Source organism: Millisia brevis NBRC 105863 (assembly GCF_001552615.1).
GTDB classification, from domain to species: Bacteria; Actinomycetota; Actinomycetes; order Mycobacteriales; family Mycobacteriaceae; genus Millisia; species Millisia brevis.
Genome location: NZ_BCRN01000008.1, coordinates 23,861 through 39,877 on the forward strand (window position 1 = coordinate 23,861; position 16,017 = coordinate 39,877).

General features: G+C 69.4%; 15 protein-coding genes. 10 read left to right on the plus strand and 5 right to left on the minus strand.

The genetic code is table 11. The features are described 5' to 3' along the window. Window positions 1-173 precede the first annotated feature (173 nt). The 3 genes from MB1_RS12605 to MB1_RS12615 are packed head-to-tail and all read left to right on the plus strand — an operon-like array spanning window position 174 to window position 2,217. Window positions 174-623, plus strand: coding sequence for a hypothetical protein (locus MB1_RS12605; RefSeq protein WP_066907546.1), 450 nt, complete (start codon window positions 174-176; stop codon window positions 621-623). 35 nt (window positions 624-658) lie between these two features. Next, a complete protein-coding gene (locus MB1_RS12610) occupies window positions 659-1,708 on the plus strand; it encodes a CPBP family intramembrane glutamic endopeptidase (RefSeq protein ID WP_084351667.1) in 1,050 nt (349 codons plus the stop codon). Between the two features lie 56 nt (window positions 1,709-1,764). Next, window positions 1,765-2,217 (plus strand): NUDIX hydrolase, encoded by a 453-nt coding sequence (locus tag MB1_RS12615; RefSeq protein WP_066907549.1) that lies wholly within the window; start codon window positions 1,765-1,767, stop codon window positions 2,215-2,217. Between the two features lie 24 nt (window positions 2,218-2,241). Here the strand turns inward: MB1_RS12615 and MB1_RS12620 are convergent, their stop codons facing one another. Then, on the minus strand, window positions 2,242-2,619 hold the full coding sequence (locus MB1_RS12620) for an MmcQ/YjbR family DNA-binding protein (protein ID WP_066907552.1): 378 nt from the start codon (window positions 2,617-2,619) through the stop codon (window positions 2,242-2,244). Window positions 2,620-2,736: 117 nt separating this feature from the next. On the opposite strand from MB1_RS12620, the gene MB1_RS12625 reads away from it, so the two are divergent. Then, window positions 2,737-4,764, plus strand: coding sequence for a heavy metal translocating P-type ATPase (locus MB1_RS12625; protein ID WP_066907554.1), 2,028 nt, complete (start codon window positions 2,737-2,739; stop codon window positions 4,762-4,764). Between the two features lie 12 nt (window positions 4,765-4,776). On the opposite strand, the gene MB1_RS12630 is transcribed toward MB1_RS12625, so the two are convergent. Then, window positions 4,777-5,766, minus strand: a complete 990-nt coding sequence (locus MB1_RS12630) for a cation diffusion facilitator family transporter (RefSeq protein WP_084351714.1) — start codon at window positions 5,764-5,766, stop codon at window positions 4,777-4,779. A 223-nt stretch (window positions 5,767-5,989) separates the two neighbouring features. Between MB1_RS12630 and MB1_RS12635 the strand changes: the two genes are divergently transcribed. Genes MB1_RS12635 through MB1_RS12645 form a run of 3 tightly spaced genes read left to right on the plus strand, consistent with a single transcriptional unit; the run spans window position 5,990 to window position 8,956 of the window. After that, a complete protein-coding gene (locus MB1_RS12635) occupies window positions 5,990-6,967 on the plus strand; it encodes an IS481 family transposase (protein ID WP_066907556.1) in 978 nt (325 codons plus the stop codon). Window positions 6,968-6,977: 10 nt separating this feature from the next. Further along, complete coding sequence (locus tag MB1_RS12640) at window positions 6,978-8,012, plus strand: HtaA domain-containing protein (protein WP_245650179.1); 1,035 nt, start codon at window positions 6,978-6,980, stop codon at window positions 8,010-8,012. Window positions 8,013-8,062: 50 nt separating this feature from the next. Beyond that, window positions 8,063-8,956, plus strand: coding sequence for an NAD(P)-dependent oxidoreductase (locus tag MB1_RS12645; protein ID WP_066907558.1), 894 nt, complete (start codon window positions 8,063-8,065; stop codon window positions 8,954-8,956). Window positions 8,957-8,969: 13 nt separating this feature from the next. Here MB1_RS12645 and MB1_RS12650 read toward each other — a convergent pair whose 3' ends face one another. Together MB1_RS12650 and MB1_RS12655 are read right to left on the minus strand one after the other, a co-directional pair. Then, a complete protein-coding gene (locus MB1_RS12650; protein ID WP_066907560.1) occupies window positions 8,970-9,947 on the minus strand; it encodes an NAD(P)H-quinone oxidoreductase in 978 nt (325 codons plus the stop codon). A 10-nt stretch (window positions 9,948-9,957) separates the two neighbouring features. Further along, entirely contained in the window at window positions 9,958-10,653 is a 696-nt protein-coding gene (locus MB1_RS12655; protein ID WP_066907562.1) for a TetR/AcrR family transcriptional regulator, read from the minus strand. 103 nt (window positions 10,654-10,756) lie between these two features. Here MB1_RS12655 and MB1_RS12660 point away from each other — a divergent pair, with 103 nt between their 5' ends. The 3 genes from MB1_RS12660 to MB1_RS12670 all read left to right on the plus strand — a co-directional run bounded on the left by MB1_RS12660 (window position 10,757) and on the right by MB1_RS12670 (window position 13,863). Beyond that, the gene (locus MB1_RS12660) at window positions 10,757-11,755 is read left to right on the plus strand and encodes an ABC transporter permease (protein WP_157084049.1); all 999 of its coding nucleotides are present in this window, start codon (window positions 10,757-10,759) and stop codon (window positions 11,753-11,755) included. Between the two features lie 18 nt (window positions 11,756-11,773). After that, window positions 11,774-12,829, plus strand: coding sequence for an alpha-hydroxy acid oxidase (locus MB1_RS12665; RefSeq protein ID WP_066907566.1), 1,056 nt, complete (start codon window positions 11,774-11,776; stop codon window positions 12,827-12,829). A gap of 263 nt (window positions 12,830-13,092) precedes the next feature. Next, window positions 13,093-13,863, plus strand: a complete 771-nt coding sequence (locus tag MB1_RS12670; protein ID WP_066907569.1) for an LppP/LprE family lipoprotein — start codon at window positions 13,093-13,095, stop codon at window positions 13,861-13,863. A 40-nt stretch (window positions 13,864-13,903) separates the two neighbouring features. Here the strand turns inward: MB1_RS12670 and MB1_RS12675 are convergent, their stop codons facing one another. Continuing rightward, entirely contained in the window at window positions 13,904-15,976 is a 2,073-nt protein-coding gene (locus MB1_RS12675; RefSeq protein ID WP_245650166.1) for a CocE/NonD family hydrolase, read from the minus strand. Window positions 15,977-16,017 lie beyond the last annotated feature (41 nt).

Consider the following 16,017-nt stretch of genomic DNA (forward strand, 5'->3'; position numbering starts at 1 on the left):
GACCCCACCACCCGGGCATTCCTGCTAGAATTGTCTGCAATTCGTCGTATGTCGCGTCTTCGACGAGAGGCGATCGCATTCCCTTCCCGTAAGTCCGGAACACTTCTCCGGAATCCGGAAATATGTTTACTTTTCAATAGTGTTCGCGTGCCGGCTGCTGCTTGACTGACCCCATGGAATCGGTGACCCGGCAGGTGATCGTGGATGGAGCGAACGTGGTGGGTTCGCGGCCGGACGGATGGTGGCGCGATCGTGGTGGAGCAGCCCGGAGATTGGCGGACCATCTGATCGCGGTTGTGCGGGACGAGCCCTCCGCGCTCGCCGGTATAGGCGGCGACGGAGGTGGCGACGACCCCATGGTTCACCTGGTACTCGAGGGTGTTGCGGCCCGCGCCGACGGGATTTCCGACGACGGTCGGTTGCGTATCGTGCGAGCCCCCGCCGACGGTGATGCCACGATCGTCGAACTGGCCGAACGGCTTCGACGCGAGAGTCCCGATGATGTCGACGTCGTCGTGGTCACCGCCGACCGCGAACTGCGCTCCCGCGTCGAAGCGGTCGGCGCGCGGCCGGTGGGCCCCGGCTCGCTGCTGGCGCTGTGGAGCACCGAGTCCCGCGGGTAGCCCGCACCGGCCGGTCGGCCTGACACAATGCTCTGATGGCCAACGATCCGCAGAACATCGAACCGTCGGCATACCCACCGTCGCAGCCGTTTCCGTCGCAACCGCCGCGTACCGGAGTCCACTACGGACCTCCCGCGGGCTGGGCGAGCGGCGGTCACCCGCCACCGAGTGCCGCGCCGGCACCGGTGACGCTGCCGGCCGGCGTCGAGTACCACCGTGTGTACGCCGCTCGGAAACCGGGAATCGGGCGGGGTATCGCGGCGCTCGTTCTGCTGTTCGCCGGCATGCTGATCATCGGGATGATCATCGGCATCGGGGGCGCCGGCATCGACGCGGTACTGGGCAACGACAGCGTGCTGCTCGGCGGCGCGGGGTACACCCCCGCACTGCACGCCGCGTCCCTGCTCGGCATCGCCGTGATCCTGCCCTGGGCGATGGTGATTCAACTATGGCTCTACCGTGTTCCCGCCGCCTCGCTGCACTCGGTGCTGTCGGTCTTCCGCTGGGAGATCTTCGGCCGCTGCCTGGCGGTGGTTGTCCCGCTGTGGACGGTCGGGCTGGCCGTCGTCACCGCCCTGACGCCGACGGACAGCATCCCCTGGAGCGTCGCCGACCTGATCGCCCTCTTCGTGGTGACCGTCCTGCTGACACCGCTGCAGGCGGCCGCCGAGGAGTACGGATTCCGCGGGCTCGCCTTCCGGGTCGGCGGTGGCTGGGGGCGCACTCCGGCGGTGGGCCTGGTCATCGGCGTGCTGCTGTCGAGCGTGCTGTTCACGGTGTCGCATCTGGCCCTCGACCCGTGGCTCAACCTGTACTACTTCATCTTCGGTGCCACCCTGTGCCTGATCACCTGGCGCAGCGGCGGGCTCGAGATCGCCGTCGTGATCCACGCGGTCAACAACACGCTCGCCTTTCTGCTCGCGTTGGTGCTGTGGGCCGACTTCGCCGCGGGATGGGACCGCTCCGTCGGCACGGGTTCACCGCTGGTCCTGGTGTTGTGCGCCCTGCTGATCGGCGTCTGCGCGATCGTCTGGAGGATCACCCGAAGGTCGGGCCCGGGCCGCACTCCGGTGCCCGCCGGGTAGACGGCCGATTCGCGGCGTAACCGGCGACGGAAGACCGCGCTACCTATGCTTTTTGCATGCACTATTCCGAATACCACGTGCGGTTGGCCGCGTACGCGTTGATCGTCAACGACGCGGGCGAGATCCTGCTGACCTGGTTCAACGGGGGAGAGCGCGGACACCCGGCCTGGACGTTGCCCGGCGGCGGCGTCGAGTTCGAGGAAAGCCTGGCGCAGGCCCTCGTGCGGGAGGTGTACGAGGAAACCGGCTACGAGGTGGTCGCCGGACCCATCGTGGGCGACGGCTTCCTGCTGCGCCCGGCGGCGGACGGAACGCTGCCGGTCCGCTCGCAGCGCCTGATCTTCGCGGCGACCATCGTCGGTGGAACGCTGGGAACCACCGAGGTCGGCGGTACCACCGACTTCGCGCGATGGATACCGCTGACCGAGGTACCCGACCTCGACGATCGCGCGGAGATCATCGACGTCGCGATCGCCGCACTGATTCGGGCGGCCGCCGAGAGCGAGTAACCCCGGCGGAGGGCTACCCCTCGCTCAGTCGGCCGCCGGAGGACGGTCGACGGCGCCGGCCAACTCCGCGGGCGCCTGCACGCAGTAACTGTCGGTCAGCACCTCGCGCAGCTCCTCCCAGTCGGTGCGGTCGTCGAGGATCATGCCGACAACATTGCTGCCCCACTCGGTGCGGAAGTACGGGTCGCCGAGATTCTCGAAGGCGAGGACCTCGCCCGGCTCCGCACGAAAAACGATGCGCAGCAGCTGATCCTCGCCCCCGAAGACGTGGGCGATGGTGGCACCCCGGACCCGCCAGCGCACCCCGACCCAGGCGCTCTCCCGCACCACCTCGGGCAACGGCAGCACGATGGCGTCGAGACGGCGCAGGACGCGGGCCGGCACGTCGGGGCGATCTCCCATGGTCGGAAGCGTGCCATACGGCGGTGACAACCCGGACTTCTCGCGCGGGAGGTGCCGCCCCGATCGTTGTTCATCAATATATTGCAATGTATGCATGTGTTGATCTAGCGTGAAGGTATGTCAGCGAACGACACCTCCACCAGACCCACCGGCAGCGCCCACGCCGATACCCACGCGCACGGTCACGGCGGGAACGCGGCCCTCGAACTGGGCTTCGCGATCACCGCCGTGGTGACCTACCTGATCGGGCTCACCGCGGACCTGGCCTTCGACCAGCAGCGGATCGCCCTGATCCTCTTCCTGGCGACCTTCTTCTTCGGCGGCTTCTTCACCGTCCGCACCGCGATCACCTCGACCCTGCGCGGACGCTTCGAGGTCGACTTCCTCATGTTGGTCGCCGCGGTCGGCGCCGCGAGCATCGGCCGCTGGGCGGAGGGGGCGGTGCTGCTTGCGCTGTTCAGCATCGGCCACGCGCTCGAGGAGTACGCGATGGGCCGCGCCAAGCGCTCGATCGAGGCGCTCGCCGAGCTGGCGCCGGCGACCGCGCTGGTCAAGCAGGACGACGGCGAGATCGTCGAACGCCCGACCGCGGAGGTGGCGATCGGCGACATCGTCGTCATCAAGCCGAACGCCCGGATCGCGGTGGACGGCGTCGTCGTCGCCGGCACCTCGTCGGTCGATCAGGCGCCGATCACCGGGGAGAGCATCCCGGTCGGCAAGCAGCCGGTCGACGACCCGCAGCGGGCCCTCGCCGGCGGCCACGTGCCGGTCCACGCGCGCGTCTTCGCCGGCACGATCAACGGCTCCGGCCTGCTCGAGGTGGCCGCCACCGCCAACGTCGGCGACACCACGCTCGCGCGGGTGGTGACCCTGGTTGCGGAGTCCGAGCAGGCGAAGTCGCCGACCCAGCGCTTCATCGACCGCTTCCAGCGCTGGTACGTCCCGGCCGTGATCGCGACCGTGCTGGCCGTGATGGGGATCGGCTGGATGTTCGTCGACGAGCCGTTCGCCGACAGCTTCTACCGAGCGATGGTCGTGCTGGTCGCGGCGTCGCCGTGCGCCCTGGCGATCGCGACCCCGGCGGCGGTGCTCTCGGGCGTCGCCCGCGCCGCACGGGCCGGACTGCTGGTCAAGGGCGGCGGGCCGCTGGAACTGCTCGGGAAGGTCGACCGGATCGCGTTCGACAAGACGGGCACCCTGACCTGGGGCACCCCACGCCTGGTCGCCACCGAGGTGATGGACGGCGTCGACCGTCTCGCACTCGAACGCACCGCCTACGCGGTCGAGCGGCTCAGCGACCACCCGTTGGCGGTGGCGATCGTCGAGGGCCTGGCCGTTCGGCATGCCGACGCGCCGACGGCGGTCGATGTCGCCTCGGTGACCGGTCGGGGGGTGCGCGGCATCGTCGAGGGTGACGAGGTGTTGATCGGCACCGAATTGCTGCTCGCCGACGCGGGCATCGACGTCGACGGCGTACGGCCGATGGTCGAGACCCTGCAGGCCGCCGGATGCACGACGATGATCGTCGCGCGCGCCGGGCGTCCCCTGGGCGTCCTGGGCGTGATGGATACCCCGCGCGCCGAGGCCCGGCCGGTCATCGAGGCCCTGCGCGACGGTGGGGTGTCGTCACTGGTGATGATCTCCGGCGACAACCAGCGCGTGGCGGACGCGGTCGGTCGGGATGTCGGTGTCGATTCGGCTCTCGGCGGTCTGCTGCCCGAGCACAAGGTCGAGCAGATCAAGCTGCTCTCCCGCGATGGCGCGATCACCGCGATGGTCGGTGACGGGGTGAACGACGCGCCGGCGATGGCCAACTCGTCGGTCGGAATCGCCATGGGGGCAGCGGGATCGGCCGCCGCACTCGAGACCGCCGATGTCGCGATCATGGGCGACGACATCGGCCGGGTGCCGTTCCTGATGCGGTTGAGCGCCGCCACCACGCGGATCGTGCGCCAGAACCTGGTGTTCTCGTTGGCGATCGTCGTCGCCCTGGTGCCGCTGTCGATCCTCGGTTTCGATATGGGGCCGGTGGTGCTGGTGCACGAGGGGTCGACGCTGATCGTCATCGCCAATGCGTTGCGGCTGTTGCGTTTCGAGCACGGTCGCGAACACGCCGGGATCGAGCACGAGGATCGACCGGCCTGAGCGCCGTAGTTCCTACGCCTTCGGCGACTCGGACGCGCCCGATCGGTTCCGGCCGGTCGGGCGCGTCGTCGTCTGCGGGTCGAACAGATCCGGCAGCGTCAGCGTCGGCTCCTCCGCGGTGGCCAGCGTCAGGACCGCCTCGATCACGGCGGGATTGCGTTCGATCTCGGCCTCCAGGGCCCGCAGGTGCACCGCGACGGTGTGTTCGACCTGATCGCCCACCAGATCGACCGCCGCCACCAGGTAGTACTGGTTCGGTCCGACGTATTCGACGTGCAGATAGGTGACCCGGTCGATCTCCTTGTGCTCCAGCAGCGCGCGCAGGAATTGCACCCGGATCGCCGGCAGCACCGGCTTGCCGAGCAGGAATTCGCCGTTGCGTTGGATCAGGAAGACCGCGATCACCCCGAGCAGGATGCCGACGAGGATCGAGCCGACCGCGTCCCACATCGGGTTGCCGGTGATCTGATGCAGGGCCATGGCGGAGGCCGCTATCGCCAGGCCGATCAGGGCGGCGGCGTCCTCGGCGAAGACCGCCCGAAGCGTGGTGTTGGAGGTGCGGGAGACGAACCGCAGCGGGTGCATCGACAGTCGCCGCCCACCCGCGCGGGCCTGCCGTACCGATTGGAGGAACGAGATGCCTTCCAGCACGGCGGCGATCGCCAGGACGATGTATCCGACGGTGTAGTTCGTCTCGTCCTCCGGCGCGGTGAGCGCCGAGATCCCGTGCATCACCGAGACAACCGCGCCCACGGTGAACAGTCCGAAGGCGGCGAACATCGACCAGATATAGGTCTCGCGGCCGTAGCCGAAGGGGTGGCGCAGGTCGCGCCCGCGACCGCCGCGGCGCTCGGCGATCAGCAGAAATATCTCGTTGCCCGCGTCCGCCCAGGAATGCGCCGCCTCGGCGACCATCGCCGCCGAACCGGTGATCGCCGCCGCGATCGTCTTGGCGATGGCGACCAGCACGTTCATCGTGAACGCGATGATCACCGTCAGCATCGACTCGTCGGTCGCAGTCCCGGTCTGCGAGGTCGCATCCTCCGCCACCGAACGATGGTCTCACGGCGCCACCGCCGCGACGGCGGAAGGAAGCGGGCCCGTCGCCCGGCCCCGCGACGGTGTAATGACCAGGGACGTTGTGGACGGTGTGGCTCCGGTCAATAGGTGAGGACCTCCGGTATCGGTGTGGTTACCACACACACGCCGACCACCAGAGGTCCTCATGTCCCACGCTAACGCCTTGCTCGCCCCGAAGGGCAGATTGAAACTCGCGATGACCATCGTCGTCGAGGGGTGGACGATCCGCCGCGCCGCGGAACGCTTCCAGTGCTCGCCCACCACAGCGAAGAAGTGGGCCGATCGGTACCGGACCGGCGGAGCGGCGGCGATGATCGACCGCTCGAGCCGCCCACGACGCAGTCCCCGGCGCACCCCAACCAAGACCGAACGGCGAATCATCAACCTGCGCTTCACACGCCACTGGGGTCCGCATCGCATCGCCTACCATCTGCGGCTCGCCCGCAGCACCGTCGGAGCGGTCCTACGACGCTACAAGATGCCCCTGTTGCGGCACCTTGATCAGAACACCGGCCTGCCGGTCCGGCGGCCCCGGCCGGTCCGCTACGAGCACGACGCGCCCGGCGAACTGATCCACGTCGACATCAAGAAACTCGGCCGGATCCCCGACGGTGGCGGGCACCGCAAGCTCGGCCGCACCATTGGTGGCCGCAACAACAAGAAACAGGGTCGCGGCTACGCGTTCATCCACCACGCGGTCGACGACCACTCCCGCCTGGCGTACTCGGAGATCCTCGACGATGAGCGGAAGGAAACCGCGTCCGCGTTCTGGATCCGCGCGAACGCCTACTTCAATCACCACCACATCACCGTCAAACGTGTCCTCACGGACAACGGATCATGCTACCGCTCAAAGCTGTTCGCGGGCACTCTCGGTGAAGGCGTCGCACATAGACGAACCAGGCCCTACCGGCCGCAAACCAACGGCAAAGTCGAACGGTTCAACCGCACCCTGAACCAGGAATGGGCCTACGCCCACACCTACCTCTCCGACGACGCCCGCGCCGCCACCTACCAGGCCTGGGTCCATGAATACAATCACCACCGACCCCACACAGGCATCGACGGCAAAACACCCATCGACCGCATCACCGCCCACAACCTCCCCGGGAAGAACACCTAGGGTGACCGATATGCCCCGGGTGACCGATATGCGCGTGATCGTGACCGGAATCTGCGTGCTGGCGGTGGTGCTCACCGGTCCGATCGCGGGACAGGTGCCCACCGCGGATGCGGTTCCGGTGATCCCGAACGATGCGCCCGGCTTCCCCGCGATCGTCGAGAACCCGAGCATCCGGGTGACCTTTGCCGACGGGTCCGCGATCGACGGGCGGGCCGTGCATCGCGGCGACGTTCTGCTGGTGCACGGCACCGGATTCGACCCGGGCGCCAACCGCGGTGGATATCCCTTCCCGATCCCGCCGGGACAACCCAACGGGGTGTACGCCCTCTACAGCGCCTTCCCGCAGACGTGGCAACCCAGCGCGGACGCCCCGGCGGCCACCCGTACGCACCCGCACGATCGGATGGCGTGGCTGATCACCCCCGACGCGCGCGGGTCGATCCCCCGCGTCCCGATCGACATGTACCGCTCGATCGCGCGGGTGGCGCAACCGATGGATGCCGACGGAACGTTCACCGCCACCGTCGTTGTCGACCCACCGGCAACCACGCCCGGCGACCGGTGGGGGATCTACGTGTACCCGGCGGCCGGGGCGGTCAACGCGGCCGAGGAACTGTTCGTCCCGATCGACTACTCCACCGAACCGGGCCCGCTGACCCCACCGGAGCCGACCGCGGATCTGATCCTCGATGCCTCCGGGGTGATCGGTCCGTCCGCCGCGGCCGGCGGATCGGTGACCGCACGCGACGGGGCCCAGCGCCTGCCCGACGGGCGGGTGGCCTTCAGCCGGTCCGACGATGCGGCCGATGGGGTGATCCGGTACGTCGGCACCGTGACCGCAGCCGCCCGCTACAACGCCGTCGAGGTCGCGCTGGCCGACCCGTGGATCGAACAACGCGAGGACACCACCGTGCTGACCGCCCTGGTGTCCACCGGCCCGAACGTCGGCGCCGACGAGATGCGGCGCATCGAGATCACCCCGCTGTCCGCGACCGATCTCGGAACGCAGCCGTCGCGCATCGGGACGATCGAACGCCACCGCTAGCCCGGCGAATCGTCGCGGACCGATCCGCGGCGCGCAGTACAGTTGCCGTCATGACGGTGCTCGCCGTGCAATCCGATGTCGCGGAACTGCTGGACGACCTGGACGTCTTCGTCTGGGACGAACCGCGTCCCCCGCCACGTGACGACGTGGTCGTGTGGGCGCCGGTCTACGGCCCCGCGCACGCCCCCGAACACGTGCGCGACATGTTGTCGATCGCCCCCGCCGTGCGCGTGGTGCAGTTGATGTCCGCGGGGGTCGATCCGTGGCCGAGCATGATTCCCGACGGGGTGACGCTCTGCTCCGGCAAGACCATCCACGGCGGCAGCACCGCCGAGATGGCGATCGCCCTGACGTTGGCGTTGATCCGTGATCTGCCGCGCAGCGCCGAGCAGCAGGCCCGCCACGAGTGGGATCGGTTCCGGCCGAACAGCTTGGCCGGCAAGCGGGTCCTGGTGCTCGGCACCGGCGACATCGGCAACCGGGTGATCGACACCCTCGAGACCCTCGACGCGCGGGTCACCGGCGTCTCGCGGACCGGCGAGGTCACCCTCGACGACGCGCCGGCGCTGTTGCCGCAGACCGATGTGGTGATCGTCGCGCTGCCGTTGACCGCCGCCACCACCGGGCTGCTCGACGCGACATGGCTCGCTGCTCTGCCGGACGGTGCGATCGTGGTCAACGTCGCGCGCGGTCCGATCGTCGACACCGACGCCCTGGTCGCGGAGCTGGCAGCCGGCCGGCTGCGCGCGGGACTCGACGTCACCGACCCCGAGCCGCTGCCGGCCGACCATCCGCTGTGGGCGCAGCCGGGGTTGATCATCACCCCGCACGTCGGTGGCGGCGCACTCGGCTGGCAGCATCGGGCGGCAAAGCTGTTGCGCGAGCAGGTCGGTCGCCTCGATAGCGGCGAGCAACCGCGGTACGTGGTCGACGCCGGATACTGACCGCCGCGGCGCGTCAGGGGACGAGCAGCACCTTGCCGACGTGGTGCGAATCGGCCAGGATGCGGTGTGCCCGTGGCGCTTCGGCGAACGGAACGCGCTCGAAGATGATCGGCCGCACCGTGCCCGCCTCGATCAGCGGCCAGGCCTGCTCGCGTACCCCGGCGACGACGCGGGCCTTGTCCGCATCCGTCCGGCTGCGCAGTGTGGTTCCGATGACCGATCCGCGGGTGGCCATCAGCTTGCCGAGGTTCAGCTCCGCCGTCGCCCCGCCCTGCAGTCCGATCACCACCAGCCGGCCGCCGTCGGCGAGGGCGGAAACGTTGCGGTCGAGGTACTTTGCGCCGATCACATCGAGGATGACGTCGGCGCCGTGACCATCGGTCAGACGGGACAGTTCGGTGACGAAGTCCTCTTCGCGGTAGTTGATCAGGATGGTCGCGCCGAGGTCGCGGCAGGCGTCGAGCTTCGCGGCGGTCCCCGCGGTGACCGCGACGGTCGCGCCCGCGGCGACGGCGAGTTGGATCGCCATGGTGCCGATCCCGCTCGAGCCGCCGTGGATCAGCAGCACGTCGCCCGCCCGCAATCGCGCGGTGTCGAAGACGTTCGACCACACCGTGCAGACCACCTCGGGCAGCCCCGCGGCGTCGACGAGGTCCACACCCTCCGGGACGGGCAGTACCTGCCCGGCCGGGACGACAACCTGCTGCGCGTAGCCGCCGCCGGTCAGCAGCGCGCAAACCCGGTCGCCGGGCCGCCAGTCGGTGACGTCGGCACCCACCGCCGCGACCGTACCGCTGACCTCCAGCCCGGGCAACGGTGACGCGCCTGCCGGTGGATCGTAGAAGCCCTTGCGCTGCAACAAATCCGCACGATTGACGCCTGCGGCTGCGACGTCGATCAGCACGTCGCCGGGGCCGGGTGTCGGATCGGGGACATCGGCTAGGGTCAGGACCTGCTCGTCACCGAATTCGGGAATCGTGATCGCGCGCACGCCGTCGATGCTAAACGGCGCCCGCCGCGGCGGTTGAGGGTTGCTCGGATTGTTGATCGGCCGCGGATGCGGAGTCGGTCGGGGGCGCGGATGACGTGGCGGCGCCGTCGGACCGCACCGGGTCGAGGAGCGCGCCGACCGCGACGTGGTACTGGTCGAGGTCGGGGTTGCCGCCGAGCGCGGTCTGGATGAGGAAGCCCTGGACGAGGGCCATCACCGCCGGTGCGAGCGTGTCGGCAGGAATCCGCAGCCCGGCGGCGGATTCGTAGCGCTGCAGGGCGTCGGTGATGCGTCGTCGCAGATCGGTGATCCAGAATGTGGTGAGCCGATGGATCGCCGGATCCCTCGCCCCCTCGCCCCAGACCGACATCAGCAGGGGCAGATTGCGCAGCGGCGCGCGCTCGTCGGTACCGACGACGCGGCCGAGCAATGCGTAGGCGATCTCGGCGGGGCTGAGCGGCGGATCGACGTCGAAGCTGCTCTCCAGGGTGGCGAGGATCCCCTGGAGGAAGTCCTCGGCGACCGCGGCGATCATCTCGTCCTTCGAGCGGAAGTACAGGTAGACCGCGCCGGCGGAGAGCCCGGATTCCGCGATGACCTCGGCCATCGACGTGGTGTGGATCCCCGATCGGGCGAAGCAGGTCACCGCCGCTCGCATGATCTGTTGGCGGCGCTGTTCACGGTGTTCCTCGGAGACCTTCGGCACGAGCCCATCCTAAAGCGAATGTTCGTTCTTGACACCTGTCGGATCCCGGGCGCACACTGGGCATCGCAAAAGCGAATGTTCCTTCTTTATTATGGAGACCGTCATGACAACCACCTCGCCGTCGGTCGTCGACCGCCCCGACACCGGTCACACCCCGCCCGCCGGCGTCCGCGCCGTCGCCGCCGGCCTGATCGTTCCGCTCGTCCTGTCCGCGGTCCTGGCGATCTTCGTGGCGCTGGCGGTCAACGCGCGCCCGCACGACGTGACGATCGATGTCGTCGCCCCACCCGCGGTGGTCGAACAGATGCAAGCGGCCGCCGCCGGTCACGAGGGGGTCTCCCTCCAGTCGGTCGACAGTCGGGACGCCGCGATCACGAATATCGAAACCCGCAGTGCCGAGGGAGCTCTCGTCGTATCCGCGAATGGTACCGAGGTGCTGGTCGCCAGTGCCGCGTCGCCGGCGCTGTCGCAGATGGTCACGCAGATCGCCGGGGCCGGAACGACCACCGGCGCGCCCACCGTGACCGATGTGGTCGCCCCGCCGAGTTCCGATGTGCGCGCCTCCGGCCTGGCCGCCGGCACCTTCCCGTACATCATCGCGGGGATCGCCCTCGGTGCGGTCGCCGTCCTCGCCTTTGCCGGTCGGCAGCGGTTGATCCTCATCGTGGTCGGTTCGGCGGCGGCCGGTCTGATGTTCCCCGCGGTCATGTGGTGGCTCGGTGTCATCGACGCGCACTATCTCGCCGTGGCGGCAGCGACCACGTTGACCGTCGGCGCGTCCGCGGCGGCCGTGCTGGGGCTCGGAACCCTGCTGGGAACCGTCGGCGTCGGCCTGGGCGCCGTCACGATGATGTTGATCGGCAATCCGCTCTCCGGTGCGGCGAGTTCCCCCTTGTTGGTGCCGGAGCCGTGGAGCACGATCGGTCAGTGGATGCCGCCGGGAGCGGGCGCGAGCCTGGTCCGACTTGTCGCCTACTTCCCGGAGGCGAGTATCGCCGGACCGGTGACCGCATTGACCATCTGGCTGGTCGCCGGACTCGCGCTCTGGGGACTGGGGGCCGCCCGCTCCCGCACAAAGGAGCCCGCCGTCATCGGAGCGTGACGCCCGTACGATGTCACCATGCATCCGCTGCTCGCCGACCACCGTCGACGGGCAGCGGATCTGCTTTCCGAACAGGTCTTTGCCTATTTCGCCACCGGCGCGGTCGGCGAGACCGCGCTGACCGAGGCACCGCGCACCTGGCAGGACCGCCGCCTGCGGCCCCGAGTGCTGGCCGGTATCGACGAGGTCGCCATCACCACCGACCTGCTCGGCGCATCGCTGGCCGCGCCGATTCTGTTCGCGCCGACCGCGCATCAGGGCCTCGCGCACGCGGACGGCGAGGTCGCCACCCGCCGCGGCGCCCGATCGGCCGGACTGCTGTCGGTGATCTCCTCGCGAGCGAGCTGGTCGCTCGCGGACGTCGGGGCCGCCGCCAACGGGCCCTGGTGGTTTCAGGTCTACACGATGCGCGCGCGGGCGATCACCGACGAATTGGTGCGCCGCGCGGTCGACGCCGGCGCGACCGCGCTGGTCCTGACCGGTGATACCCCGGTGGTGTCCGCCAAACACCGCCTGCCGAACGGTCCGCCGGAAGCGGTCTCCCAGATGCCGCCCGGGATCGGCTTCGATCTGTGCGGCGGGCTTCCCCAGCACACCGCGTTGGCCCAGGATCCGACGATCGGACCGGCCGAGATCGGTCGACTCGCGGACCTGTCCGGCTTGCCGGTTCTGGTCAAGGGCGTGCTGCGCGGCGACGACGTCGCGCGGCTGCTCCATGCGGGTGCGGCCGGGATCATCGTCAGCAACCACGGCGGCCGGCAGCTCGACCGTGCCGTCTCGACCGCCGCCGCGTTGCCCGAGGTGGTCGCCGCCGTCGACGGTCGCGTGCCGGTGCTGGTCGACGGCGGGCTGCGGTCCGGCGCCGACATCCTGGTCGCCCTGGCACTCGGCGCCGACGCCGTCCTGGTGGGCAGACCGGTCATCTGGGCGCTGGCCGCGGGCGGTGCGACGAGCGTCGCCGATATGGGGCACGCACTGATCGCCGACCTCCGCGAGAACCTGCTGCTGCTCGGCTGCGCCGATCTCGCGCAGGTGCGGGATGCCCGCCGGGCCTGGGTGGCGCCCGCTCCCTAGCGCTTCCCTCTTCTCGCAATGGGTCCCATATCGTTATCCGGTTGTGTCCGGCTATGCGTAGAGGGTGATTGTCGGCAGCCGTGGCAGGTAATCGACGGCGGCGAATCGGATCGTCGAATATGTCGTTCGCGTGGCGTAATGAGGCTGGAACAGCGGCATTTCGAGTAACGCGCCCCGATATGCGGAGGATATCCGAGGTGAACGTGGCCGCGGAATTCGCTCGAAATACGTCGCACGCAATACCTCGAAGGAGTCGTATCTCCATGTTCCACAAACGATCGATACTCGCCGGAATTCTGGGCGCACTCGTTCTGGTGACCGGATGTGGTGCCGCCGACTCGGGAACGACACCGACCGTCGCGGCTACCGCACCGGCGCCCGGCAGTACGACGTCGGCATCGCCGGCGACCGTCGGCGAGACCGCCGCGAGTTCCGGAGCGGGAGCGTCGAGCGGCGTCGGGAACTCCGGCGCGGCCGGGGGCGCGGCGGGAACTCCCGTTGCCGATACGCCGTCTTCGGGGTCCGGCGGGAACGCCTCGGGCGATACCGGTTCCGCTGGGTCCGGGAGCTCCGGTTCGGGCGCCGCGCCGGCGCCGGACACCACGGCCGGGCTGGGCCCGGCCGCCGGCAACGGACTATGCCTCGATCCCTCGTCGCCCGCGGTGTGGTCGATCCTGGCCGGGGTCGACGACGGCATCGGCAACGTCGGGTGGGCGATTCGTGAGGCGAGCACCGATCCGATCGATGCCTGCCCGGACCTGTCCTATCTGCAGGTCGACGTGCAGTACGCGACGGCCGGATCGCCCACCCAGATCCTGTTCTTCCATCACGGCACGTACCTGGGCACCGGGACGGCGGCAGCGACGTCGTATACCAGCGTCATCGACGTCACGCCCGATGCCGTCACCGCGCGGTACCGCTGGATCGTCGGCGACGAACCGTTCAGTTCCCCGCAGGGAGGCCCCTCGACGGTGACCTACCGGTGGAATGGTTCCGGAGTCACCGCCGAGGGGCAGTTCCCGCCCTATCTGTGATCGCTCGACCCGAGGGCGGCCGACCGATCCGGCGGCACGCTCAACCGACCGGGCGGGAAACCGGCAGCGTGAGGTAACTGGGAGCGTTCGGATCGAGCTGCAGATGCTGGGGCGCCAGCTGTGCGGCGTTCAGCAAGGGGCGCAGCATGATCGACTTCGGTACATCGGACGCCCAGACGTCGACCCGCAGGCGATGCCCCGGCGCGAGAACCGCGTCGGTGGCGGGCAGGCCGATATCGAGGGTGGTCGGCACGCCGGGGATCACCGGTTGCAGACGGTCGAGCGTCAGATAGGGGACCGGGCGGGTGTAGTCGCCGTTCGGCGCCCGGGTGCTCAGGCCGTCGTCGATCGCCCGCAGCGACGAGGTCATCTGACCGGAGGAGAGCATCGCCGAGGTGCCGTCGGGGGCAACATCGTTGGCCGTGACCACCCAATAGCCGTCCGTGGTGTCGTGCACGGTGTTCAGCCGCACCCCGATCGGCCCCGACAGTTCGGTCGCCGCCGCCACCGGTGCGGTGGTGAAGGTCAGCGCCGCCCCCTCGGCGATCCGGCTGTCCGACCCGCAGGCGTCGATCACCGCGGCCGCACCGGCCAGTGCCACGGCCGCGTCCGGTGAACAGACCGTCGACAGATTCGGAGCGACGGTCAGGCGGTCCGACGCGCCGGGCGGCTGGGCGATCAGGCTGCCGTCGGCGACCGCATGCGGCGCCGTCCCGCTCGGGGTGCCGTCGAGATAGAGCCGCTGGTAGGTCATCCCGGGCCGCGGGAAGTTCGGCGCGGTGATCCAGTCGCCGGTGCCCTTCTGCTGCAGCGTCACCGGGCCGTAGCGGTCGACACCGTTGTCGATGTCCTTGAGCCAGTGGTCGAACCAGGCCCGCTGCCAGACGTCCAGGCGCGGCGGTGAACCCGGCCGACCGAGATCGCTGCCGAAGTTCAGGTGGTAGGTATCGCCGACCACCAGCTGCTTGCGACCCGGTTCGAGTGGGGACGACGCGTAGGTCTGCACCATCGCGTCGTGGAAGATGTCGCGCCACCCGCCGTACGCCAACATCGGTGTGCGGATGCGGGAGGTATCGGTCAGCAGCGACTCCCGCACCGGCGACCCCGACGTGAGAAAGCCGCTCAACTCCGGTGGAATCGTTTGCAGGTCGGGAACGGTCAGCGCCTGAATCATCAGGTCGGTGAACGTCAGCGGGCTCGCCTGGCGGTCGGTCAACCATCTCCAGTCGAAGGTGCCCTGCAGGATCGACTGGACGTTCGGCAGCCACTTGGTGCCGTTGACCAATGCCAGCCACGCCGGGACGAAACCGACCGCGAAGCCGCCACCCGGCGCGACGATATCGCGCACGATGTCGCGACCGCCTTCGACCGGCACGATCGCCTGCAGCGCCGCGGGTTGCCGGGCGGCCGCCTGCAACTGATTGATCGCCGAGTAGGACACCCCGCTCATACCGATCCGGCCGTTGGACCACGGCTGGTGTGAGGCCCAGTCGATCACCTCGACGGTGTCCTGCTGTTCGCGCTCGCCGAATACCTGCCAGATCCCCTGCGAGAAGCCGGTACCCCGCACGTCGACGACCACCTGGGTATAGCCGGCGCGGATCAGGTCGTAGTCGACGGCGAAGTTGCGCATCCCGCCGCCGCCGAGCACCCCGACAAGTTCGCCGATCCCGCTGACCGGCGTCCCCGACAGGTTGATGCCGTTGACGAAGTCGACCAGCCCGTCGGAGATCGCCGGTTGGTCGTAGACCGCGCCGACCAGACCGGAGACCATCTTCGTATAGGGCGTGAGGTTGACGATCGTCGGTGTGGGATCGGCGATCGCCACGCCGTCGGCGCCGGCGGGGCGGTAGACGTTCGCCCGCAACTGCACCCCGTCGCTCATCGTGATCGGCACGTCCCAGTCGATCGCCACCGACGGGTAGGCGCCGGCGTCGTCGTGGGTGGCGGTCCACTGCTGCGCCAGGTCGGGCCGGGTGGGTGCGGCGACGGCGGGCGGCGCGACGATCGCGACCAGCAGTCCGGCGGTCAGCACGGTGACCGCCGATCGGACCCGGCGTCGCAGGCCGGAGGTGGAGGGATGCCGGGACGATCCCCGCGTCGTGTGTGGCACGTCACAGAAGGTACTACTGCCGGGTACGCGCGGTTACACGA

What these genes read in the sequence shown, in the direction of transcription:
- MB1_RS12660 (WP_157084049.1), top strand. Translation starts at nt 10,757, where the DNA reads ATGACAACCACCTCGCCGTCGGTCGTCGACCGCCCCGACACCGGTCAC.
- MB1_RS12645 (WP_066907558.1), top strand. Translation starts at nt 8,063, where the DNA reads ATGACGGTGCTCGCCGTGCAATCCGATGTCGCGGAACTGCTGGACGAC.
- MB1_RS12605 (WP_066907546.1), top strand. Translation starts at nt 174, where the DNA reads ATGGAATCGGTGACCCGGCAGGTGATCGTGGATGGAGCGAACGTGGTG.
- MB1_RS12635 (WP_066907556.1), top strand. Translation starts at nt 5,990, where the DNA reads ATGTCCCACGCTAACGCCTTGCTCGCCCCGAAGGGCAGATTGAAACTC.
- MB1_RS12625 (WP_066907554.1), top strand. Translation starts at nt 2,737, where the DNA reads ATGTCAGCGAACGACACCTCCACCAGACCCACCGGCAGCGCCCACGCC.
- MB1_RS12665 (WP_066907566.1), top strand. Translation starts at nt 11,774, where the DNA reads ATGCATCCGCTGCTCGCCGACCACCGTCGACGGGCAGCGGATCTGCTT.
- MB1_RS12620 (WP_066907552.1), bottom strand. Translation starts at nt 2,619, where the DNA reads ATGGGAGATCGCCCCGACGTGCCGGCCCGCGTCCTGCGCCGTCTCGAC.
- MB1_RS12670 (WP_066907569.1), top strand. Translation starts at nt 13,093, where the DNA reads ATGTTCCACAAACGATCGATACTCGCCGGAATTCTGGGCGCACTCGTT.
- MB1_RS12630 (WP_084351714.1), bottom strand. Translation starts at nt 5,766, where the DNA reads ATGCTGACGGTGATCATCGCGTTCACGATGAACGTGCTGGTCGCCATC.
- MB1_RS12640 (WP_245650179.1), top strand. Translation starts at nt 6,978, where the DNA reads ATGCCCCGGGTGACCGATATGCGCGTGATCGTGACCGGAATCTGCGTG.
- MB1_RS12610 (WP_084351667.1), top strand. Translation starts at nt 659, where the DNA reads ATGGCCAACGATCCGCAGAACATCGAACCGTCGGCATACCCACCGTCG.
- MB1_RS12615 (WP_066907549.1), top strand. Translation starts at nt 1,765, where the DNA reads ATGCACTATTCCGAATACCACGTGCGGTTGGCCGCGTACGCGTTGATC.